The sequence below is a fragment of the Brucella sp. NBRC 14130 genome, from assembly GCF_040371715.1.
In the GTDB taxonomy this organism is placed as follows: Bacteria; Pseudomonadota; Alphaproteobacteria; order Rhizobiales; family Rhizobiaceae; genus Brucella; species Brucella intermedia.
Genome location: NZ_BAABTE010000004.1, coordinates 407212 through 428141, shown reverse-complemented (window position 1 = coordinate 428141; position 20930 = coordinate 407212). Strand labels below are relative to the sequence as shown.

The window sequence follows — 20930 nt, the reverse complement described above, 5'->3', positions numbered from 1 at the left end:
TCCATCCTTTTCGGACATCGCCATGTCGCGGCCTTGCCGCGGCATGGTCTGCTCATGGAATTCAATCCGATGAAACTGTTTGAAAAACTGATCGAATGGCTGGCTGCCGTGCCGCTGTTCATCCTGCTTGCGATGTTCAACATCGCCGTTGTCATGCGTTACTGGATGCACCAGCCATTGCAATGGACCGAGGAAATGGCTGGCCTGCTGATGATCTGGATCGTGATGCTCGGCAGCATTGCCGCGGAACGCAGCAACCAGCATCTTGCCATTCCGATGCTTGTGGACCTGTTTTCGGAAAAGCTGCGCGAGATCATCAACGCTGTCGTTGCCATCCTGTCGGGGCTGTTTCTGCTCTACGTGTCCTATGCCGGCTACAAGCTGTCGGTGGCGGCACAGCTTAAAGTGACCGACGTGCTGCGCGTTTCCTATTACTGGATCGATATCGCCGTGCCGGTCGGCTTCGTTATTATCGCCCTTTATATGTTTGCAGGCGCATTCAAATCCTTGCGCGCCGCTTTTGCGGGAGGCAAGGCATGAATCTTACGACCATCGTTCTCATCATGCTGGCGCTGATCGCGCTCAATATGCGCCTCTACGTGGCCATCCTGATTGCGGTCTTCACCTATTTCACGTTCTTCAACCAGATGCCGATAGCGATTGCAGTTCAGCGCTTCATCAGCCCGGCTCAAAACACATCGCTGCTCGCCATTCCGTTCTTCATCATGCTTGGCACGGTGATGGCGCATACCGGCATTGCAGAACGTCTGATCAAGGTCGCGGAAATCCTGGTCGGTCGCATGCGCGGTGGCATGGCGCTCACCAACATCATGGTTTCAACCCTGATGGGCGGCGTCAGCGCGTCCAATCTGGCCGACAGCGCCATGCTTACCCGCATGATGGTGCCGGAAATGGTCAAGCGCGGCTATGACAAGGCATTTTCCTGCGCGGTGACGGCTGCCGGTTCACTGATTACGCCGATCATTCCTCCGGGCATCGCGCTCATCATCTATGGTCTGATTGCGGATGTCTCCATCGGCAAGATGTTCATGGCCGGTGTCGTGCCGGGCATCCTGGGTGCCATCATCCTTATGATCGCGGCCTATATCACGTCGGTAAAGCGCGGCTACAAGCCGAGCCGTGAAAAGCGGATGAGCGGCGCCGAAGTCGTCTCGACGCTTGCCTCGGCATGGCCTGCTGTCCTGTTGCTGTTTGCGATCATCGGCGGCATCCGCATGAACATCTTCACGCCAACGGAAGCCGGTGCGGTTGCCGTGACGCTGGTTCTGATCATCGGTTTTGTGATCTATCGCGAAATGCGCATCTCGCATGTGGTGGATTCGCTGATCGAAACGGCGAAATCGACTGCCTCCGTCATGCTCGTCATCATGGCGTCGTCAGCGCTCGCATGGGTGTTTTCGCTCGAACAGGCCGGCCAGTCGCTGATGCAGCTGATCTCGTCCTTCACCAGCAACCCTTATGCGTTCCTGCTGGCAGTCAACGTGATCCTGCTGATCCTCGGAGCGCTGATCGAGGGTACCGCCCTGATGATCGTTCTGGTTCCGCTCCTGATGCCAACGGTAAAGGCTCTGGGCATCGATCCGGTACATTTCGGCATCGTCGTCATCGTGAATCTTTCGATTGGCACGCTGACGCCGCCGGTTGGTACGGTCATGCTGATGGTCTGCAACATCGCCAAGGTAAGGGTCGGAGACTTCACCCGGCAGGCATTCAGCATGTATATGGCGCTGTTCATCCTGCTGGCGCTCGTCACTTACGTGCCGATTATCTCAACCTATCTGGCTCATTAGAGCGCGTTTCGATCTGATTTGGATCAGATCGACGCTCTGATCAAAAAAGCGCGGGTAACGTCCGCGCTTTTTCGTTTGTTCACCACGGATTTTCAACACGCGGCCAGATGGCACGGGTGAGCTTGCGATAATTGGTCGTGCGCGGATTGCTCGGATAGGAGCTGGGTGCCGCGACATAGATGATCTCGGCTGCGATCGGCACAAAGCCCGCGTGGAAATGATTGGTGGATTTCACCACCAATATGTCCTTCTTCATCGGGTCGATGCCGATATTGGAAAAGATATCCGGCTCGAATGTCTGCGTCCGGTTGGTGTTGAGAATGATGTCGATCTCGGTGCCTTCAATCCGCACCACTGCCGAAGGTCCGAGCGTCACACGGCTTGGTCCAAAACTCTGCCAGCCTTCGGCGAGGGTTTTCAGGACAGTCACGCGGGCATCGATGGGTTCACCGCCAAGCGGACCGGATTTGCCGCCGAAACGCAGATCGATTACCGCACCTTCGCCCGCCGCATGGCAGAACGTCACGGCAATGGGATCCCAGATCGTGGCAACGCCGACATTATCGATACGGCGTTCGATCAGGCGGCGAAGAACATAGGTTCCGTCGCCGGCGACACCGCCGCCGGGATTGTCCCATACATCGGCGATCACCGCAGGTTTGGCAGGATTGGCTGCATGGGCGGCCAGCGCCCGGTCGATGCCCTGATCGGTGTCGAACATGGTCATCAGGGTCTGCTCGCGCAGGGCGATGAGTTCACGTCCGAGTTTTTCCGCAAGTGCTGCACCCTTGGCCGGGTCATGGTCGGTGACGACGAGGACGCGGGTTCCCATTTCCGGCACATCGGCAGCCATGAAGCCATGAATGACGGAAATGGACAGGACGCCATCCTTGCCCTGCATGGCCTTTATGCGGTCGACGAAGGAGCGCATCGGCTCCTTGCTTGTCGGATAGACGCCGATCATTTGGCAGTCGAATGTGGAGATCACCGGTTTGATCCGGCCTTTCAGCGCATCCAGCGCGAGATCGACCACATGCTCGCCACGTTCGTAGAAATCCGTGTGAGGAAATTCGAGGAAGGATGCGAAAATATTGAGGTTTTCGACCCGCTTCGGCGTCAGGTGGCTGTGCGGATCGAACTCGCTGGCGACCAGAACATCGGGCCCGACAATGGCGCGCACGCGTTCCAGAAGATCGCCCTCGCAATCGTCATAGCCTTGCGCGACCATGGCGCCATGCAGGCCGAGAACGACTGCATCGACAGGCAGAGCGGCCTTCAACTGATCCAGAATTTCATCACGCAGTTCCTCGAAAGCTTGCCGTTGGAGCAGGCCGCCCGGTTCTGCCCATGTGGCGGTGCCTTCGATGACCGTTAATCCTTCCGCCGCTGCGCGCTTGCGCAATGCCACGATGGGCGAAGAGCATAACGTCGGCGTAACTGGATGCTTGCCGGGTGCTGCGTAGAATGCCATCTCGAACGAGGCCCTGTCGGTGGGAACCGGCGAGAATGTATTGGTTTCTGTCGCAAGCGATGCGGTGAAAATGCGCATGAAAATGTCTCTGGGCGAGGGGCGGTTTATTTCTGCGGTGCGTAGGCAATGGCCTCGACTTCGATCTTGATGTCGATCATCAGACTGGACTCGACCGTGGTTCGTGCAGGAGGCTCTTTTGGAAAATAGGTGGCATAGACGGCGTTCATACGCCCGAAATCCCGCGCATCTTCCAGCCAGACAGTGGTTTTAACGACGTCTTCCATTGTCGCTCCCGCAAGCGCAAGCGCGGCCTTGACGTTTTCGAGCACCTGTTTCGTCTGTGCTTCTATGCCGCCTTCGACGATCTGGCCGTTCGATCCCACTGGCACCTGACCCGAGATATAGACTGTGTCGCCCGCGCGGACGGCGGGGGAAAGAGGCACATGTGATGCGCCGAAGACCTGTTTTCTGGACATGATTTTCTCCGGTTATTTGACGGCTCCAAGCGCCAGTCCCTTGATGAGATAGCGCTGGAGCCAGATGAAGAGGATTGCGACCGGCAGCGTGGCAAGGAAGGTTGCCGCCATGACGTAATGCCATTCGACGGTGTAGCGTCCCGCCACCAGCGAGAAGACCTGAATGGGCAAGGTGTAGCTTTCCTGCCTGCGCAGCATGGTCAGGGCCACCACGAATTCGTTCCATGCGTTGATGAAAGTGAAGATAGCCGTCACTGCAATGGCAGGCAGGCAGAGCGGCAGAAACACTTTTATCAGCGTCTTGCCGCGTCCGGCGCCTTCCATCCAGGAGGCTTCTTCCAGATCACGCGGTATGGTGTCGAAATAGCTCTGCAGCATCCACACGGTGAAGGCGATATTGAAGGCCATATAGACCGCGCCGACCGCCGAAACGCTTTCGATCAGCCCATAAGCGGCGAGCAGCCGAAAAAGGCCAAGCACCAGAACGATGGGCGAGATCATCTGCGAGACCAGCAGGAATTGACGGAACACGCCGCGACCTGCAAAGCGAAAGCGCGACATCGCATAGGCTGCAGGAATGGAAATGATGATCGCGCCTACGGAAGCAATGACCGATACGTAAAGCGAGTTCAGAAGCGCTTGCCCGAATTTGGTCTGGACCCACATTTCCGAAAAGTTCTGCCAGCGAAAGCTGCTTGGCCACCACGTCGGGGACAGGACTTCCTGCGGCGGTTTGACGGCGGTGAGAAACATTACCGCAAAGGGAAACAGCGTCAGCACGATAAGCGGCGACAGAACGGCCCAGGCAACGATCGTGCGTTTCAATTTTGAGCCGGTCATGCACGTTCTCCCCGCATTGCAAGGCGGATATAGATCGCCGTGAAGACGAGCAGTATCGCCAGCATGATGAGCGATACGGCGGAGGCCTCTCCCAGTTTTCCGAGCCGGAAGGCGAGCTTGTAGAGATGCGTCACCAGAATATCGGTGGAGTTTGCCGGTCCGCCCTGTGTCATGACCCAGATGATCGGAAAGGAATTGAAAACGTAGATCGTATTCAGCACGATGGCGATGTTCACGAAGGGCTTGAGCAGCGGAAAGGTGATTTCGCGAAACTGCTGCCACAGGCTGGCGCCTTCGAGGGACGAGGCTTCGTAAAGGTCGTCCGGGATGGAGGATAGCCCGCCGAGAAAGATCGTGGTGGTGAACGGCACGGTGACCAGAATGCCGACCAGTATCTGCATGGGAAAGGCTGTCGCGGCGCTCGCCAGCCATTGAATGTTGCTGTCGATGAGACCGAGATTGCGCAATGCGGAATTGAGCATTCCGCTTTCGCCATTCAGCGCCCAACGCCAGACAATGGCCGTCATGGTGAGAGAAACGGCCCAGGGCAGCATGACGATGACACGGGCGACCGACCGCCCATAGAAATCCATGTTCAGGATGACGGCGACCGGAATGGAAACGATGAGCGCTCCGCCAACCACGGCGACGGTCCAGACGGCAGTGCGCCAGACCGCATTGAGAAAGTCGGGCGTTGCGAAAAGCGCCGTGAAATTTGCGCCGTTGTTGAAATCGCGCAATTGCCCGAAGCGGTTGACGTCGTGGCTGGCAATTTCAACGAGATGCACCACGGGCCAGAAGATCACCACCGCAGCCAAAAGCAGGCTCGGCAGGATCAGGAGATAGGGCAGGGTGCGGCTTTGCATCGGCAATCAAGATCCCGGGGAAGAAAAAGCGCCCGGCAGAGCATGGGCTCTGCCGGGCAGGCGGGGAGTGTTACTTCTTCAGGATCGCATCCGCCTTGGCGGCGGCGTCCTTCAGCACGGCATCGGGTTCGCCCTTGCCGAGATAGATGCTCTGCATGGCGTTGGAGGTGATGTCGGCAATTTCTTCCCAGCCCGGAATGACCGGCGCAAAGCGGGCATCCGGAAGAAGTGCGGTAAAGGCGGCGAGATCGGCATTATTCACATAGTAATCCATCTTCGCCTCTTCCTTGTTGACCGGAAGGAAGCCTTCGCCCTGTGTGAACTTGGCGCGCCACTCTGTCTGGAACAGGAAGTCGAGCACTTTCCAGGCTTCCTCCTTGTTCTTGGAGTTCTGGAACATGATGACGGAATCGGTCACGCCATAGGTACCGCGCGCGCCAGTCGGTCCGGCTGGAATGGCTGCGACGCCGTATTTGAGATTGGGCGCTTCTTCCTTGATCTGGTTGGAAAGGAAAGGCGCGGTTATCATCATACCGACCTTGCCCTGCTTGAAGAGGTTCTGCACGTCTTCTCGCGCATAGGACGTGACACCGGGCTGGGTCAGGCCGTCATCGATCAGGGACTTGTAAAGCTTGGCAGCCTCCAGCGCCCCCGGCGTGCTCAGGCCCGACGTACCGTCCTTGTTGAGGATTTCGGTGCCGTAGGACCACATGGCATAATAGTAATAGACGTCGGTCTCGATTTCCTTGCCCTGCAGGCCGAAACCGTAATTCTCTCCGCCGAGCGCCTTGATCTTGGTAGCGGCGGCTTTCAGTTCGTCCCAGGTTGCAGGCGGGTTTTCGACTCCTGCCTTGGCAAGCAGATCCTTGTTGTAATACATGGCGCGAGCCGAGGCCGCGATGGGCAGGCCGTAGGTCTTGCCCTCAAGGACGGACGGCGACAGGAAAGTCTCGATGAACCGGCCCTTGAACTCGTCGTTCATGTAACCGTCGAGCGGTTCGGCGATGCCCTGCTGCACGAAATCGATCAGCCAGCGTGTGCCGATGATCGAAAGGTCCGCGTTGGTGCCTGCTGAAATGTCGGTGGTCAGTTTCTGCAGAAGCACATCCCACGGAACAACTTCGAAATTAAGCGTGATGCCGGGATTGGCAGCTTCGAACGCTTTCTTCACTTCCTCGAAATACGGGCCTGTCTTGGAGCTGTACTCCGCGACCGTCATGCGCACTTCACCAGCATTTGCGACTGACGACAACGCCAGAATGCTCAATCCGGCCAGAAGGCCGGCCTTCCATTTGTTGATAGACATCTTCCCGTTCCCTTGTTTTGCCCCGCATTGGCGCGATGACCATCTATTTTTGTTATTTTCCTACATTATCGGCATTGATAGCAGTTTCAAGTGAAAAGTTTTGTTGCAAACTTACATTTTGACTTTTACGCTGGCGGGAATAAACAGTTGCAGAAAGCTGCCGCATAAAAGGGGAATAGCGTGGAGCAAGCAGGCGAATTTGCCGGGAAATCGGTGCTGATTACCGGGGCAGGTGGCGGTGTGGGAACCGCGCTGGTCCATATGCTTTCCGAGCGCGGCGCCCGGGTTATCGGATGCGATACCTCGCTGGAGGCAATGACTGGCGAGGGTTTTCATGCGCGTCACGCCTTCGATCTGCTCGACCGTGACGGGCTGGAGCCCGCAGCAAAGCGGATCATAGCGGAATCCGGCCTGCCTGATATTGTGATCAACAATGCGGGCTGGACCCGTGCCGAGACTTTCGATGGGCTGGATCAGGGCAATATCGACGCCGAGATCGATCTTAATTTGACTGCCGTTGCCGGATTTTCCAATGTCATGGCGCAGGCCATGGCTGCGCGCGGGCACGGTGTTTTTGTGTTCATTTCGTCGGTCAACGGACTTCTGCATTTCGGAAACCCGGCCTATGCGGCCGCCAAGGCCGGGATCAACGCCTTCGCGCGCGCTATCGCGGTGGAGTTCGGAAGAAAGGGCGTGCGCGCCAATGTCGTCTGTCCGGGGTCGATACGGACACCGGCATGGGATCATCGTATCGCGCAGGACGCGGGCGTTCTGGACCGCTTGCAGCGTTTTTATCCTCTGGGGCGTATCGTTGACACCCGCGAGGTCGCGGAAACGGTAGCCTTTCTGGCTTCCGACCGGGCATCGGGGATTACCGGCGCCATCCTCCCGGTTGACGCGGGGCTGACTGCGGGCTGCCGTCCTTTCATAGAAGATATTCTCGGAGGACATTAACCGATGAAAGAGGTTTCGCTGCGCGGCATTACCAAGACCTTCGGGCAATTGACCGTTCTCGATCGTGTCGATCTCGATATTCAAAGCGGGGAATTTCTCGTGCTCGTCGGTCCGTCGGGCTGCGGGAAATCCACGCTTTTGCGGATGGTGGCCGGGCTTGAACCGATTTCCGGTGGCGATCTCCTGATCGGTGGAGACCGGGCCAACGAGTTGCCGCCGCAAAAGCGCAATATCGCGATGGTGTTTCAGTCCTACGCGCTGTTTCCGCATATGACGGCGCGTGAGAATATCGGCTTTGGCCCGCGTATTCGTGGTGAGAAGTCGGAGGAAACCGCGGCGAAAGTGGACAAGGCAGCGTCCATTCTCAACCTCCATTCCTATCTTGATCGCTATCCACGCCAGCTTTCCGGCGGGCAACGCCAACGCGTCGCCATGGGGCGGGCCATCGTTCGCGAACCGTCGGTGTTCCTGTTCGATGAACCGCTTTCCAATCTCGATGCGCAATTGCGCGTACAGATGCGCACCGAGATCAAGGCGCTGCATCAGCGCCTGAAATCGACGGTGATCTACGTCACCCATGATCAGATCGAGGCCATGACCATGGCCGACCGGATCGTGGTTATGAATCAGGGCAAAATCCAGCAGATCGGTGCACCGCTGGAGCTTTATGACCGCCCGGCCAACAAGTTCGTGGCGAGCTTTATCGGTTCGCCGTCCATGAGTTTCATTCCCGGAACCGTATCGGGAGGCATATTTCGCACCGAAGAGGGCGAAGAAATCGCCGTCTCGGCGGGATCGCTCGAAAACCGGCAGGCCGAGGCTGGCATTCGCCCGGAAAATTTCACAGTCGCGCCGGGTGGCACGGGGCTGACACTCACTGTGGAAGTCATCGAGCCGACAGGTCCGGAAACGCATATCTATGGCCGGATAGCGGGGCAGCCCATAAGGGCTGTGTTTCGCGAGTGCTTGCATCTTGCGCCCGGTGAACAAGTGCCTGTAACTGCGAAGAGCGAACACATACATCTTTTCGACAAGGATAGCGGTCTCCCGCTTTGAACTCCCCATGAGCAAGGTTGCCGACATCATCACGCGGCTGCATGTCGTGGCGCAGGACGGATCGAAATCCGACCGGCGGCTGGCTGCGCTCGTGCTGGCAGATCCGGATTACGCTTCCAAGGCGGCAATTTCGGAAATCGCCGCCAGAGCTGGCGTCAGCGAACCCACCGTCACGCGCTTTTGCCGCGCGCTCGGCTGCGACGGTGTTCGTGATTTCAAATTCTATCTGGCACAGGCGCTGGCCATTGGCGGCCAGTATCTGACGGCTGAAATTCCCGCACGCGATGTGCGTGAAAGCCGCATTGCGACCGCTGTGACCGATGCGGCGGTCGCTGCCATCCAACGCGCAAGCGACGGGCTGGACATGGGCGTGCTGATGAAAGTGGCCGAACGGCTCGCCGCCGGTGGTCCTGTTCTCTGCCTAGGGTCCGGCGGCATCTCTTCCATGCTGGCAACAGAAATGCAGAACCGTTTGTTTCGGCTCGGTATTCCTGTCAGCGCGCAGGTGGATGGGCAGTTGCAGCGCATGTATGCTGCCGTCACCACGCATGAGGCGACGGTAATCGCTTTTTCCGTTTCCGGCTTTGCGCGTTCGGTCGTGGAGGCCGTGCTGGTCGCGCGGCAATATGGAGCCCAGACAGTAGCGATCACGCCTGCGGGTTCCGACCTGGCCAGGGCGGCGGACGTGCTCATTCCCTATCAGGCCAATGAAGACGGCAATATCTACAAGCCGACCTCGTCGCGCTTCGCGCTGCTCGCAATTCTTGACATGATCGCCACGGCCACGGCGGAAGCGCGCGGGCCGAAGGTGCTGGAAAGCCTGCGTCGCATCAAGCACAGCCTCAATACGCTGACCATAGATGATCCGCGCCTGCCGCTGGGAGATTGATTCATGACCGGACCGAAAACCATTCACGACGTGGATACGCCTGCGATCCTCATCGACATTGACCGCGTGAAAGCGAATATTGCCCGGGCGCAGGCTCATGCCGATGCGATAGGGGTAAAACTGCGTCCGCATATCAAGACGCACAAACTGCCGTTCTTCGCCAAAATGCAGGTGGAAGCAGGCGCAGCGGGCATCACCTGCCAGAAACTCGGCGAGGCGGAGGTCATGGCCGACGCCGGACTGACGGATATTTTCCTGCCTTACAATATTCTTGGGCGGGAAAAGCTCGACCGCCTCCATGCACTGCATCAACGCATTACACTGTCGGTAACGGTCGATAACTCAACTTCCCTCGCAGGTCTGGCGGCGCGTTTCACCGATGAAAAGCATCCGCTGAAAGTGCTTGTCGAATGCGACACAGGCATGGGCCGCTGTGGCGTGCAGACGCCAGCCGAAGCATTGGAACTGGCTCGCATCATCGATCAAAGTAACGGACTGCGTTTCGGCGGTCTTATGACTTATCCCGCAGCGGGCAAGCCGAACGAGGCTGAACAATGGCTTTATTCGGCCCGCGAACTGCTGGATGCAAACGGTCTTTCCTGCGAGACGATTTCGAGCGGCGGCACGCCCGATATGTGGCGCAAGCCCAGTGACACTGTTGTCACCGAATATCGTCCCGGCACCTATATCTATTTCGACCGGTATCAGGTCGAGAAGGGGGCTGCGACAGTGGATGACTGCGCATTTACGGTGCTTTCAACCATCGTCAGCCATCCGACATCAGAACGCGCCATCATCGATGCCGGGTCCAAGGCGCTTTCCAGCGACACGTTGGGACTAAGCGACTTTGGTGAAGTGATGGGACGTCCCGACGCTCGTGTGATCGGTTTGAGTGAGGAGCACGGCAAGCTGACCGGCGATGTCGCTGACCTGAAGGTCGGCGAGCGCGTGCGGATCATTCCTGATCATGTCTGCGTCGTTTCCAATCTCTTTGACGAGGTTCATCTGATTTTGGGCGAGGATGTCGTCGATATCCTGCCGGTCGCCGCACGTGGAAAGTTGAGATAATCAGGAGGGTAGCATGAGGTCTGCGGTCAACCCGTTTGCCGGTGACAGGGATCGCGAGCAGATTTGGGAAATGCTCGTGCGGCGCGATATCGAGGCTTTCGTATCGCAGGACTGGTCGCTGGTGGCCGATGATTTCGACGAGGTGCGCTTCCTCGGCATCCACGCGCATAATGATCGCAATCCCGACAAATGGGATGCAGGATTTCCGACGCTTGCAAGCTATCGTGATGAATGGCTGCGCCAGGCGGCGGAAAGTGCGGCGGTCGAATATGCCGAATCTCTGGCAGAAGGAATCTTCCGCGCGACCGATCTGAGCGTCATCGATATTACGGGCGACGTCGCTTTGGCGCGGAAAAAATTCGATGGGACGATCGCAAGGAAGGACGGCTCCGTCGACCGCCTCAACTGGCAGACCCTCTATTTCTGCCGCCGCGACAAAGCCCGCTGGAAGATCACAGGCTTTGTCGGATATATGGCGTATCGCTGAAATATCCGCCCAAGCGGAATGTCTATCGCGGCGCGGATTGCCCGATCTGCGCCGTTTTTATGTATAGACTAGATAGTTCCAGTTCGAAGTATAATCACACTATTTTTCTGCAATTATAGTCGTTTTTGTCCCGAATTATACTAATTCGGATGATGTCGCAGCTGATAGCATATTTGTCGCAGGCCGTTCCGGCAATTGACTGGAAGCGGACTACTATTGTCTTCAGGCTGGTCGATTGCCCCCTGTTTTGGACGGCATTGGCAATCCTCGAAATTCGTCGTGCGACCCTTCAAAACAATCATTCAAGGGGACGGTCGCTGGACGGTTCATTTAGACGAAATCGCGGCAGTGGGTGGACATGTCGGGAAATGACCTATATAGAATCAAGAAATCTATCGATAATCATTCCATGCGGACCGTTCGCGGATCGCAGATACCGTGCGAGGAATCTGCGTTGGAATGAAGTTCTATCATTGTTAAAAAGGAGATTAAGTCCGCCAGCACAGCGGGGTTAGACTTAATGCATGGTATTTTATACAAGGAAGAAAGTATGAAGTCGCCGGCTGAGACTAAAATAAGCTTGAAAGGCATTTTTAAAGTCTTCGGCGATGATCCGGAGCGTGCAATGCAGGAATTGCGCGCAGGTAAATCAAAAACCCAGATTCACAGCGAATTCGGCGCAACAATCGGCGTCGATAACGCGACCTTCGATATTTATGAAGGCGAAGTATTCGTTATTATGGGCCTTTCGGGCTCGGGCAAATCCACGCTTCTGCGTCTGCTCAATCGCCTGATCGAACCGACTGCCGGTTCCATCGAAGTCGATGGCCGCGATGTCGTCAAAATGACAAAGCGCGAGCTGATTGATCTTCGCCGCCGCGACATGAGCATGGTGTTTCAATCCTTCGCGCTTCTGCCCAATCGCACGGTCCTGAACAATGCCTCCTTCGGTCTTGAAGTAGCCGGGATGGGTGAGGCGGAGCGTCACCAGAAAGCACTGAAGGCACTCGCAGCCGTCGGGCTGGAGCCCTATGCTCACAGCATGCCGGACCAGCTTTCCGGCGGCATGAAACAGCGCGTCGGACTGGCGCGGGCCCTTGCCAGCGAGCCGACCATTCTTCTGATGGACGAGGCGTTTTCCGCACTTGACCCGCTGATCCGCACCGAAATGCAGGACGAATTGAAGCGCCTTCAGGCGGAGCACAGCCGGACGATCATTTTCGTCAGCCACGATCTGGATGAAGCCATGCGCATCGGCGACCGTATCTGCATCATGCAGCACGGCAAGGTGGTGCAGGTTGGAACGCCCAATGAAATCGTGTCTGCACCGGCTAACGATTACGTCCGTTCGTTCTTCCGCAATGTCGATGTATCCCGCGTTTTCAAGGCCGCTGATGTGGCGCGCGAGGACGAACTGATCGTCTTCGAACCTGAGCAGCTGGCGACAGCGCTTGAAAGGTTCGATGCCAGCGGGAAAACATTCGGCGTGCTGATCGACGCCGACCGCACCTATCGCGGTATGGTCAGCCGTGACGCGCTGGCGAAGGGTGTTGCAGCGCAAGGTGGGGAGAGGCTGGAAGGCGTATCTGCCATCGAAGCCGAAGCGCCGCTTTCCGGGTTGTTGACGCAGGTGGCCGAAAGTCCATGGCCGGTCCCCGTCACGGACCGCCAAAACCGCTATGTCGGTGCCATCAGTAAATCGGCATTGCTCGAAACGCTTGGCCGCGCGGGTTGATACCTGCACGCCAACGGACTTTTGCCTGACAGGGGCAGAATGGGTCCAATCCAGAAGAAATACGGAAATGGACGGTAAAATATGGATTTGAATTTCAGTGTCGGCGAATGGGCGGATGTTGTGGTCAACTACATACTTGACCACTTTACGCCCGCGCTCGATATGATCGCAGCCACTATCGGTTTTGTAACCGATAGTATCCAGAATGCTTTGCTTGCTGTGCCGCCTGTCGGCGGGGTTGCAGTTCTAGCACTGCTATCGCTGTGGCGCGTGGGGTGGAAATTTGCGATTTTCACCGCACTTGCGCTGGGGCTCATCATCCACATGGATTTGTGGACGGGCACGATGGAAACTCTCTCGCTCGTATTGGCTTCTACTGCTATCGCAGTGTTCATAGGTATTCCGCTCGGCATCGCTATGGCGCGCAGCAATACGATAGCATTGTTGGTGCGTCCGGTTCTCGACCTCATGCAGACCATGCCTGCTTTCGTCTATCTCATTCCCGCTGCAATGTTTTTCGGCCTTGGTGCCGTGCCCGGAACGATTGCGACGGTGATTTTTGCCATGCCGCCGGTCGTGCGTCTGACCAATCTCGGTATTCGGCAGGTGCATTCGGAGTTTGTCGAAGCGGGGCTGGCCTTCGGCTGCACGTCGCGGCAACTCCTGTTCAAGGTGCAGCTTCCGAACGCCATGCCCTCGATCATGGCCGGCATCAACCAGACGATCATGCTGTCGCTTTCAATGGTGGTTATCGCATCGATGATTGGTGCAGGCGGACTTGGTAGTACGGTACTGACCAGCATAGGCCGCCTCAATGTGGGCCTCGGCTTCGAAGGCGGCCTGGCAGTGGTCATCCTGGCAGTCATTCTCGACCGCATTACCCAGAGCTTCGGCAAGGGTGGCACCGGGTTTTTCAAACGGCTTGCATCTTTAAGGAAGGCGGCGGACACCCAGTCCGCCTCATCCTTTCGCAAGCAGGAAGCATGACGCAAGCAATAATAACCAAGAATAACAACGGGAACTGATACCAATCGAAAAGGAGAAGCTATGTTAGGCAAACTAACCAAATTCGGTCTGGCGGCAGTTGTGGCGGGAACGATGACCATGGGCGCAGCGTTTGCGCAGGACAGCAAGCCGGTTAAAATCGGCTGGGCGCCATGGTCGGACGCTGAGTTCGTCACAAAACTTGCCAAGAAGCTGATCGAAGACAATCTCGGCCAGAAGGTCGAACTGGTTCAGACGGACGTGGCCCCACTCTATCAGGGCGTGAGCCGTGGCGATATCGATGCCATGATGATGGCCTGGCTGCCGGAAACCCACGCCGACTACTACAAGCGCATTGAAGGCAAGGTCGAAAATCTCGGACCGCTCTATGAAGGTGCCAAGCTTGGCTGGATCGTTCCGGCTTACATTCCCGAAAGCGAGATCAGTTCCATCGAGGACCTGAAGAAGCCGGAAGTTCGCGAAAAGCTGAAGGGCGAAATTCAGGGCATCGATCCGGGTGCCGGCCTTACGCGCCTGTCGCAGGAGGCGATCAAGAAATACGGGCTGGACTACAAGCTCAATATTTCCAGTGAAGCGGCCATGCTGACGACGGTCGACCGCGCCACACGTTCCGACGGCTGGTTCGTGGCGACGTCGTGGAGCCCGCACTGGATGTTCGGCAAGTACAAGCTGCGTTACATTGCTGATCCGGAAGGTGCACTTGGTGGTGCGGAACATATCGACGCAATTGCGCGCAAGGGCTTCAAGGAAGAAAATCCGAAAGTTGCCTCGCTGCTCACCAAGATGAGCCTTCCGATCAGCGAGCTTGAGGCTGCAATGTTCGACGCGCAGGAAACATCCTATGAAAAGGCCGTCGACAAATATATCGCGGATCATCCGGACCGCATCAAGGAATGGCTGGCTGAATAATCAACCCAGCAAGAAAGCCCCGGTTCTCCGGGGCTTTTTCATATCCTATCCTCTTCGAGCAATCAGAATGCCCGATATCACGATGATACCGCCGAGGGCCTGTAGCATGCCGATAGGTTCCGACAGGATAGTCCAGGCAAGAAACGCCGCGACGACCGGTTGTAGAAGCAGGGTGAGTGACGAGAACGATGCGGGAAGATAGGCAAGCGCATAGGCGATCATGCTCTGGCCTGCGGCGTGGGTCACCCATGCAAGGCCCGCGAGGATAAGCCATCCATAGAGCGTCGCAGGCAGTATCTGGCCTTCCATAAAATAGGCGATCGGCAATGAAAACGCGGCGGCAATCGCGCTGCTCCATAGCATGATGCGCATGGTAGAAAAGCGGCTGCGCAAGCGACCCACCGAAAGGATGTAGCCAGCATAGAAGACTGCGGCCAGAAGCGCCATCGCATCGCCGGACGATCGCGATTGGAGAAGCTCGCCCGGTCCGCCCTTTAGCACGATGACGCCAATGACAGCGACGGCAAGGCCGATCATGAAGGATGTGCTCACGCGCGACTTGAAAAGCAGCCATGCGCCAAGTGTCACGAAAATCGGCGCCATATTGGCGAGCAACGTGGCATTTGCAACGGATGTCATGTGCAGCGACAAGTGCCACGCGCCGAGGTCGAAAGCGATGAACAGGCCGGGCAGGGCGAGGCGCAGGCAGTCGGTTGGTGTGAGCGGTGCCGCATCCTTTTCGTCGCGCCGTTCGCGACCATCCATGAACAGCAGCGGTAAAACTGCAAGTGCTAGACGCCAAAAGCCTGTTGCCAGCGGCCCCACCTCGGAAAGGCGCACAAATATCGGCGAACTGCCGATAGCGATGCCGCCAACGATGAGGGCTGTCATCGCGACGCGTTGTGCGTTGGAAGGTGCAGGGCTTGCGGCGGTAGTATGCGACATTTTCAAACTCGAACTTGCGCCGAAATCAACCTGCCCGCGCAATGCACGCAGCTAAAGAGTGGCCGTCGGCTGGGACTGAACTGGTCTTGGAGAAAATCAGCACATTTCTTCCAAGATCGGTGTTCTGAATATTGTCCTTCTCGCCGCGAAAGAATGTAACGAAGAAAAATTTCCTCGCGACGTTGATATGACGCAGGCTTGCTTATTCCTGTTTGAATGAGACGTCCAGCGGTGGCCGAAGCAAATTCGGAAAATTCCATTCCCATCAGCTTGGGCGTATTGCGGATTGCATGAAAAAGCGCCCCGGAGGGCGCTTTGCGATTATCCACGATAGTAGGGCGAAAAGCACTGCCTGCGTGGCCCATTATAGGGCTGGAACGTATTGTCCCAGGAGCGATAGGACCGGAAGCGGTTATAGCACCAACGAACATGCGCGTTTGACATTCTTGGTGCCCGATAGACGTGGCGGGGCTGGCTTAATGCGCCGCCGACAATGGCGCCTGCGCCAAAAGCCGCCAGCGGATACCACCACCCATCGCTATGGCGACGATAGCCGTGGCGATGATGCCGATAGCCCCGGTGACCGTTCCAGTGGCCGGGTCGGTTGTGCCGATGGCCCCGGAAATGGCGCGGCGGTCGGCGATGATCGCGCACTTGCTCCACATTGTCATTGATGACAGGGCGCTCCAGATTCATGGGTGCGGCCATTGTCGGTACAACCGATGTCGCTCCGAAAATCACGGCGAAGGCCCCGACACAGGTCTGCTTGAATATATTCATGTGCAACCCTCCTTGTTAATATAACGAGGTTGAACGACTGAAACTATTCCTTTGTTCCCATTTTTCGCCCGGTTAAAAGTCGGGTCTGGATTCTTGCATGGCTGACTTGTGCAAAGGAAAGGGAGCAGGCTCCTCCCCAAGAACCTGCTCCCCAATGCATCGCCCCCCGCCGTAGGTGGTGCGATGCTTACCTTTATTCATTTGTTTTACGCAGTATCCTGCGCGAAATCGCGTCGCACTTTTGCAGGACGGACTTCATCCCGAATTTAGTGTTTCAAACTTTACCTTCGATAGCAGCGTTTAGCAACTTCAACGCGCGTTCCTTTGTCAATTCAATCGGGTTGCCGCCGGCAGTAGGATCTACTATTGCCATCTCAGCGATCAGATCTTTGCGGGCATTGTCCATGCTGAGACCCTTGATGAATTCGGGCAGTGCATTGGGGACACCGAGGTCGCTGCGCAATTTCATGATGGCCGCCAGAAATCCGTCGAACCCGCCCTCGATACCAAGATAATCGGCGAGCCTTTCGATGCGCGTTTCGATGGCCGACCGGTTCTGAATCAGAACATAAGGCATGAAAACCGCATTGGTCATGCCGTGATGTGTATCGTAGAGAGCGCCGATCGGATGGGAGAGGGAGTGGATTGCGCCCAGACCTTTCTGAAAAGCCGTTGCGCCCATGGCCGCAGCCGCCATCATGTTGGCGCGGGCTTCGACATTCTTGCCGTCGGTGTAAGCCTTTGGAAGATTTTCAAAAACGAGACGGATGCCCTCGACCGCGATACCATCTGCCATGGGGTGAAAGCCCGGTGCACAATAGGCTTCAAGACAGTGCGCCAGCGCATCCATGCCTGTGCCTGCCGTGATGAAAGGCGGCATCCCCATTGAAAGTTCAGGATCGGCAATGACCGTGACCGGAAGCATCTTGGGGTGAAAGATGACTTTCTTGGTGTGGGTCGTTTCGTTGGTCAGAACGCCCGCACGGCCAACTTCCGATCCGGTGCCCGCAGTGGTTGGCACGGCGATGATTGGGGCAATGGACTTGCTGTCCGCACGGGTCCACCAGTCGCCTATGTCTTCAAAATCCCAGACTGGCCGCGTCTGTCCTGCCTGAAAGGCGATCAGCTTGCCAAGGTCCAGCGCCGAACCTCCACCAAATGCGATGACGCCATCATGCTTGCCGCTCTTGAAAACCTCGACACCCGCGTAGAGATTGCTTTCGACCGGGTTGGGTTTCACATCGGAAAACACTCCGTATTTCACGCCGGCTTCGTCCAGAATAGCGAGTGTTGAGGCCACCACGGGAAGCTTTGCCAGCCCAGGATCGGTCACAAAGAGCGGGTTCTCAATGCCAGCACCCTTGAGGACCGCAGGCAGTTCCTTGATGCGGCCAGGGCCGAAAAGCACGGTAGTGGGGAAATTCCATTTGGCAGTCAAAGTGGTCATGTCGGTTGCTTTCCAGAAACACAAATCAGGTCAGATTTTCTCGCGCAGGTGGAAGGATTTCGGTCGCGTGAGATTGCCGTAGCCGATGGGCGACAGTGCGGCGCCTTTGCCGGTGTCTTTCACCCCGGTCCAGACAAGTGCAGGATCGAGATAATCACAGCGGTTCATGAAAACCGTACCCGTTTCGATGCGATCGCCGAGGGCTGCTGCGTGGTCCGTATCGGCAGTCCAGAGGGAAGCCGTGAGGCCATAGATGCTGTCGTTCATGAGTGCCAGGGCTTCCTCATCGTTGCGCACTTTCATGATGCCGACGATGGGGCCGAAACTTTCCTCACGCATGACGCTCATCTGGTGATCCACATTGGTAAGCACTTCCGGCGCGACGTATGAGGAACCAGCGCGATCATTTTCGACGCTCATATTGATGTGGGCCTTCGCGCCCTTGCGCAAGGCTTCGGTTTTCTGCTCGCGGATGAGATCGGCAAAACGCGCCTGCGCCATCGGGCCAAGCGTCGTTGAACCGTCGAGAGGGTTGCCGACCACATATTGCTTCGTCAGGTCAATGAAACCGTCAACGAAGCGGTCATAGACGGCTTCATGGACATAGATGCGCTCAATTCCGCAGCAGCACTGGCCGGAATTGAAGAACGCGCCATCCACAAGGTTGGCGACGGCATGATCCAGATTGACGTCGGGGAGCACATAGGCCGGGTCCTTGCCGCCAAGCTCCAGCCCAAGCGTCATGAAGGTGCCAGCTGCAGCCCTCTCAATGGCCCGCCCACCGCCGACCGACCCGGTGAAATTCACATGATCGATTGCCCCGGATGCAAGCAGCTTTTCCGTTGACGCGTGATCAAGGACGACGTTCTGGAACACGCCCTTGGGCAGTCCGGCCTTCTCGAACGCTTTTGCAAAGCGTTCACCTGCCAGAAGCGTCTGCGTCGCATGTTTGAGGATCACCGCGTTCCCGGCCATCAGCGCGGGGATGATCGTGTTGACTGCGGTGAGGTAAGGATAATTCCATGGCGCGATTACCATAACGACGCCGAGCGGTACATGTTTGACATACCGGCGAAAGCCGTCCTTCTGCGCTGGCACATAGGCCTTGAGGGACTCCTCGGCGATGTCGATCATATATTGGCCGCGTTCCTGAACGCCGCCATTTTCGCCGCCGTAGCGCGTTGGCCGTCCCATCTGCCATGCGATTTCAGGCACGATTTCGTCCTGCATTCCGGCGAGGGCGTCGAGGGCGGACTGGCAATAACGTGCGCGCTCCGCGATGCTCAATTGACCCCATTCGGCCTGCGCATCGCGGGCAGCGGCTGCAACCGAGGCGATTGCGGTCTCGTTCAAGAAAGGACGTTCGGCATATACAGAGCCGTCTATCGGGGAGATGATTTTGGCTGTGCCGCTCATCTGTAGTTTCCTTTGGAGTCTGGCATTATGTCGGGGTCAGTAGCGCTCGAAACCGCGGTGGAGCTCCCAGTCGGTCACGCGCCGGTCGTATTCAATCTGCTCCCAATGGGCGGTATGCACATAGTGGTTGACCACCGCCTCACCGAGCGCCTCCTTGAGAAACGCGGAGTTCTTGAGAGCCTGAGCGGCTTCGCGCAGCGTATAGGGAATTTCCTTGAGTTTCACGGCGCTATAGGCGTCGCCGACGAAAGGTTCTTCAAGTTCCAACTGCTCGTCTATTCCTTTCAAACCTGCTGCGATAAGGGCTGCAAAGGCCAGATACGGATTGAGATCGGCACCGCCGATGCGACACTCGATGCGGATGCCCTTCGTGCCTTCGCCGCACAGGCGAAACCCTGCCGTACGATTATCCTGGCTCCACATGATCTTCGTTGGCGCAAAAGTGCCAGCCTGAAAACGCTTGTAGGAATTGATATAGGGCGCCAGGAAATAGGTATAATCGGTGGCATATTTGAGCTGCCCGGCCACCCATGAACGCATCAGCGGGGTCATGGTGTAAGGCGCTTTCGGATCGAAGAAGAGCGGCTCCTTGCCGTCGGCGCTCCAGATGGAGTTATGCACGTGGCTCGAGCTTCCCGCCTTGCTGTAATCATACTTGGCCATGAAGGTAATGCACTTGCCATGCGCCTCGGCGATTTCCTTCATCGCGTTTTTCATGATGACATGGCGATCCGCCATCTCGAGCGCTTCGGCGTAGCGCACATTCAGCTCTTCCTGCCCCGGGCCCCATTCACCCTTCGAGTTTTCGACCGGAATGCCCGCCGCCGCGAGTTGATTGCGCATTGCGCGAAGAACCGGTTCCTCCTTGGTGGTCAGGTGGATGACATAATCCTGCACATAAGGCGAAGCCGTTTCCATGTCCTGCCAGTGCTTGGCGCGGGCCGTCTTGTAGGTCTCATCGAACAGATAGAATTCGAGCTCGGATGCAAAATAGGCGCGATAGCCGCGCTCGTGCAGGCGGGCGAGTTGCTTCTTGAGGATGGCGCGCGGAGAATGCGCCAGATCCTGGTGGTCGTGATGATCGAGCACGTCGCAAAGCACGATGGCTGTCTTTTCCAGCCATGTGGCGACCCGCAAGGTCGAAAGGTCCGGCTTGATGACAAAATCGCCATAGCCCTTATCCCATCCGGCGGCCTCATAGCCCGGGACCGGCTCCATATCGATATCGTCTGCGAGAAGATAGTTGCAGCCGTGGGTCTCGTCGTAACCGGACTCCACGAAGAACTGTCCGTAGAAGCGCTTGCCGATCAGGCGTCCCTGCATGTCGACAAAACACGCAAGAACCGTATCGATTTCATCTTCCGCGACTGCCTTTTTCAATGCATCGAATGTCAGTTGTCCGGCCATTTAATTTGCTGTGCTCCCACGGAATGAAGTGAGAGGCGCCGCGCGAAAGCACGGCGCCCTTG

Annotated in this window: 20 protein-coding genes; 10 read left to right on the top strand and 10 right to left on the bottom strand. The window is 57.0% G+C overall.

Going from position 1 to position 20930, the window contains the following annotated elements; genetic code table 11:
• Positions 1 to 69 precede the first annotated feature (69 nt).
• Together ABWW28_RS10685 and ABWW28_RS10680 are read left to right on the top strand one after the other, a co-directional pair.
• Complete coding sequence (locus ABWW28_RS10685; RefSeq protein WP_176026648.1) at positions 70 to 540, top strand: TRAP transporter small permease; 471 nt, start codon at positions 70 to 72, stop codon at positions 538 to 540.
• Entirely contained in the window at positions 537 to 1811 is a 1275-nt protein-coding gene (locus ABWW28_RS10680; protein WP_006469159.1) for a TRAP transporter large permease, read from the top strand. Before ABWW28_RS10685 ends, ABWW28_RS10680 begins: the two co-directional genes overlap by 4 nt.
• A 79-nt stretch (positions 1812 to 1890) precedes the next feature.
• On the opposite strand, the gene ABWW28_RS10675 is transcribed toward ABWW28_RS10680, so the two are convergent.
• The 5 genes from ABWW28_RS10675 to ABWW28_RS10655 all read right to left on the bottom strand — a co-directional run bounded on the left by ABWW28_RS10675 (position 1891) and on the right by ABWW28_RS10655 (position 6770).
• Positions 1891 to 3360 carry a M81 family metallopeptidase gene (locus tag ABWW28_RS10675; protein ID WP_176587578.1) on the bottom strand — a complete coding sequence of 490 codons (1470 nt, stop codon included), beginning with the start codon at positions 3358 to 3360 and terminating at the stop codon, positions 1891 to 1893.
• A 26-nt stretch (positions 3361 to 3386) separates the two neighbouring features.
• On the bottom strand, positions 3387 to 3758 hold the full coding sequence (locus ABWW28_RS10670; RefSeq protein ID WP_176587579.1) for a RidA family protein: 372 nt from the start codon (positions 3756 to 3758) through the stop codon (positions 3387 to 3389).
• A 12-nt stretch (positions 3759 to 3770) separates the two neighbouring features.
• On the bottom strand, positions 3771 to 4598 hold the full coding sequence (locus ABWW28_RS10665) for a carbohydrate ABC transporter permease (protein WP_313013407.1): 828 nt from the start codon (positions 4596 to 4598) through the stop codon (positions 3771 to 3773).
• Positions 4595 to 5464 carry a carbohydrate ABC transporter permease gene (locus tag ABWW28_RS10660; RefSeq protein ID WP_006471981.1) on the bottom strand — a complete coding sequence of 290 codons (870 nt, stop codon included), beginning with the start codon at positions 5462 to 5464 and terminating at the stop codon, positions 4595 to 4597. The genes ABWW28_RS10665 and ABWW28_RS10660 overlap by 4 nt, the downstream gene beginning before the upstream one ends.
• A 70-nt stretch (positions 5465 to 5534) precedes the next feature.
• Entirely contained in the window at positions 5535 to 6770 is a 1236-nt protein-coding gene (locus ABWW28_RS10655) for an ABC transporter substrate-binding protein (RefSeq protein WP_006469154.1), read from the bottom strand.
• A gap of 180 nt (positions 6771 to 6950) precedes the next feature.
• Between ABWW28_RS10655 and ABWW28_RS10650 the strand changes: the two genes are divergently transcribed.
• The 8 genes from ABWW28_RS10650 (at position 6951) to ABWW28_RS10615 (ending at position 14873) form a co-directional block, all read left to right on the top strand.
• Positions 6951 to 7724: an SDR family oxidoreductase gene (locus ABWW28_RS10650; RefSeq protein WP_313013410.1), complete on the top strand. Its 774-nt coding sequence runs from the start codon at positions 6951 to 6953 to the stop codon at positions 7722 to 7724.
• A 3-nt stretch (positions 7725 to 7727) separates the two neighbouring features.
• The gene (locus tag ABWW28_RS10645; protein ID WP_176587581.1) at positions 7728 to 8780 is read left to right on the top strand and encodes an ABC transporter ATP-binding protein; all 1053 of its coding nucleotides are present in this window, start codon (positions 7728 to 7730) and stop codon (positions 8778 to 8780) included.
• 7 nt (positions 8781 to 8787) lie between these two features.
• Positions 8788 to 9669, top strand: coding sequence for a MurR/RpiR family transcriptional regulator (locus tag ABWW28_RS10640; RefSeq protein WP_025089996.1), 882 nt, complete (start codon positions 8788 to 8790; stop codon positions 9667 to 9669).
• 3 nt (positions 9670 to 9672) lie between these two features.
• Positions 9673 to 10737 carry a D-TA family PLP-dependent enzyme gene (locus ABWW28_RS10635; RefSeq protein ID WP_176587582.1) on the top strand — a complete coding sequence of 355 codons (1065 nt, stop codon included), beginning with the start codon at positions 9673 to 9675 and terminating at the stop codon, positions 10735 to 10737.
• A gap of 13 nt (positions 10738 to 10750) precedes the next feature.
• Positions 10751 to 11224 (top strand): hypothetical protein, encoded by a 474-nt coding sequence (locus tag ABWW28_RS10630; protein ID WP_113476749.1) that lies wholly within the window; start codon positions 10751 to 10753, stop codon positions 11222 to 11224.
• A 550-nt stretch (positions 11225 to 11774) separates the two neighbouring features.
• Positions 11775 to 12959 carry a glycine betaine/L-proline ABC transporter ATP-binding protein ProV gene (gene proV / locus ABWW28_RS10625; protein ID WP_006471982.1) on the top strand — a complete coding sequence of 395 codons (1185 nt, stop codon included), beginning with the start codon at positions 11775 to 11777 and terminating at the stop codon, positions 12957 to 12959.
• 81 nt (positions 12960 to 13040) lie between these two features.
• Positions 13041 to 13946, top strand: a complete 906-nt coding sequence (locus tag ABWW28_RS10620; protein WP_176587583.1) for an ABC transporter permease — start codon at positions 13041 to 13043, stop codon at positions 13944 to 13946.
• 60 nt (positions 13947 to 14006) lie between these two features.
• Complete coding sequence (locus ABWW28_RS10615; RefSeq protein WP_006469146.1) at positions 14007 to 14873, top strand: glycine betaine ABC transporter substrate-binding protein; 867 nt, start codon at positions 14007 to 14009, stop codon at positions 14871 to 14873.
• Positions 14874 to 14918: 45 nt separating this feature from the next.
• Here ABWW28_RS10615 and ABWW28_RS10610 read toward each other — a convergent pair whose 3' ends face one another.
• From ABWW28_RS10610 to ABWW28_RS10590, 5 genes are all read right to left on the bottom strand, one after another.
• Positions 14919 to 15818 carry a DMT family transporter gene (locus tag ABWW28_RS10610; RefSeq protein WP_176587584.1) on the bottom strand — a complete coding sequence of 300 codons (900 nt, stop codon included), beginning with the start codon at positions 15816 to 15818 and terminating at the stop codon, positions 14919 to 14921.
• A 321-nt stretch (positions 15819 to 16139) separates the two neighbouring features.
• On the bottom strand, positions 16140 to 16598 hold the full coding sequence (locus ABWW28_RS10605) for a BA14K family protein (protein WP_006471984.1): 459 nt from the start codon (positions 16596 to 16598) through the stop codon (positions 16140 to 16142).
• Positions 16599 to 16872: 274 nt separating this feature from the next.
• Positions 16873 to 18045 carry an iron-containing alcohol dehydrogenase gene (locus tag ABWW28_RS10600; RefSeq protein WP_176587585.1) on the bottom strand — a complete coding sequence of 391 codons (1173 nt, stop codon included), beginning with the start codon at positions 18043 to 18045 and terminating at the stop codon, positions 16873 to 16875.
• Positions 18046 to 18075: 30 nt separating this feature from the next.
• Complete coding sequence (locus ABWW28_RS10595) at positions 18076 to 19461, bottom strand: aldehyde dehydrogenase family protein (RefSeq protein WP_176587586.1); 1386 nt, start codon at positions 19459 to 19461, stop codon at positions 18076 to 18078.
• A 36-nt stretch (positions 19462 to 19497) separates the two neighbouring features.
• Complete coding sequence (locus ABWW28_RS10590; RefSeq protein ID WP_025090005.1) at positions 19498 to 20868, bottom strand: glutamine synthetase family protein; 1371 nt, start codon at positions 20866 to 20868, stop codon at positions 19498 to 19500.
• Between the last annotated feature and the right edge of the window lie 62 nt (positions 20869 to 20930).

Excerpts from the sequence above, each read along its gene's own strand:
- ABWW28_RS10685 (WP_176026648.1), top strand. The coding sequence starts at position 70 with ATGAAACTGTTTGAAAAACTGATCGAATGGCTGGCTGCCGTGCCGCTG.
- ABWW28_RS10680 (WP_006469159.1), top strand. The coding sequence starts at position 537 with ATGAATCTTACGACCATCGTTCTCATCATGCTGGCGCTGATCGCGCTC.
- ABWW28_RS10675 (WP_176587578.1), bottom strand. The coding sequence starts at position 3,360 with ATGCGCATTTTCACCGCATCGCTTGCGACAGAAACCAATACATTCTCG.
- ABWW28_RS10670 (WP_176587579.1), bottom strand. The coding sequence starts at position 3,758 with ATGTCCAGAAAACAGGTCTTCGGCGCATCACATGTGCCTCTTTCCCCC.
- ABWW28_RS10665 (WP_313013407.1), bottom strand. The coding sequence starts at position 4,598 with ATGACCGGCTCAAAATTGAAACGCACGATCGTTGCCTGGGCCGTTCTG.
- ABWW28_RS10660 (WP_006471981.1), bottom strand. The coding sequence starts at position 5,464 with ATGCAAAGCCGCACCCTGCCCTATCTCCTGATCCTGCCGAGCCTGCTT.
- ABWW28_RS10655 (WP_006469154.1), bottom strand. The coding sequence starts at position 6,770 with ATGTCTATCAACAAATGGAAGGCCGGCCTTCTGGCCGGATTGAGCATT.
- ABWW28_RS10645 (WP_176587581.1), top strand. The coding sequence starts at position 7,728 with ATGAAAGAGGTTTCGCTGCGCGGCATTACCAAGACCTTCGGGCAATTG.
- ABWW28_RS10640 (WP_025089996.1), top strand. The coding sequence starts at position 8,788 with ATGAGCAAGGTTGCCGACATCATCACGCGGCTGCATGTCGTGGCGCAG.
- ABWW28_RS10635 (WP_176587582.1), top strand. The coding sequence starts at position 9,673 with ATGACCGGACCGAAAACCATTCACGACGTGGATACGCCTGCGATCCTC.
- ABWW28_RS10630 (WP_113476749.1), top strand. The coding sequence starts at position 10,751 with ATGAGGTCTGCGGTCAACCCGTTTGCCGGTGACAGGGATCGCGAGCAG.
- proV (WP_006471982.1), top strand. The coding sequence starts at position 11,775 with ATGAAGTCGCCGGCTGAGACTAAAATAAGCTTGAAAGGCATTTTTAAA.
- ABWW28_RS10620 (WP_176587583.1), top strand. The coding sequence starts at position 13,041 with ATGGATTTGAATTTCAGTGTCGGCGAATGGGCGGATGTTGTGGTCAAC.
- ABWW28_RS10615 (WP_006469146.1), top strand. The coding sequence starts at position 14,007 with ATGTTAGGCAAACTAACCAAATTCGGTCTGGCGGCAGTTGTGGCGGGA.
- ABWW28_RS10610 (WP_176587584.1), bottom strand. The coding sequence starts at position 15,818 with ATGTCGCATACTACCGCCGCAAGCCCTGCACCTTCCAACGCACAACGC.
- ABWW28_RS10605 (WP_006471984.1), bottom strand. The coding sequence starts at position 16,598 with ATGAATATATTCAAGCAGACCTGTGTCGGGGCCTTCGCCGTGATTTTC.
- ABWW28_RS10600 (WP_176587585.1), bottom strand. The coding sequence starts at position 18,045 with ATGACCACTTTGACTGCCAAATGGAATTTCCCCACTACCGTGCTTTTC.
- ABWW28_RS10595 (WP_176587586.1), bottom strand. The coding sequence starts at position 19,461 with ATGAGCGGCACAGCCAAAATCATCTCCCCGATAGACGGCTCTGTATAT.
- ABWW28_RS10590 (WP_025090005.1), bottom strand. The coding sequence starts at position 20,868 with ATGGCCGGACAACTGACATTCGATGCATTGAAAAAGGCAGTCGCGGAA.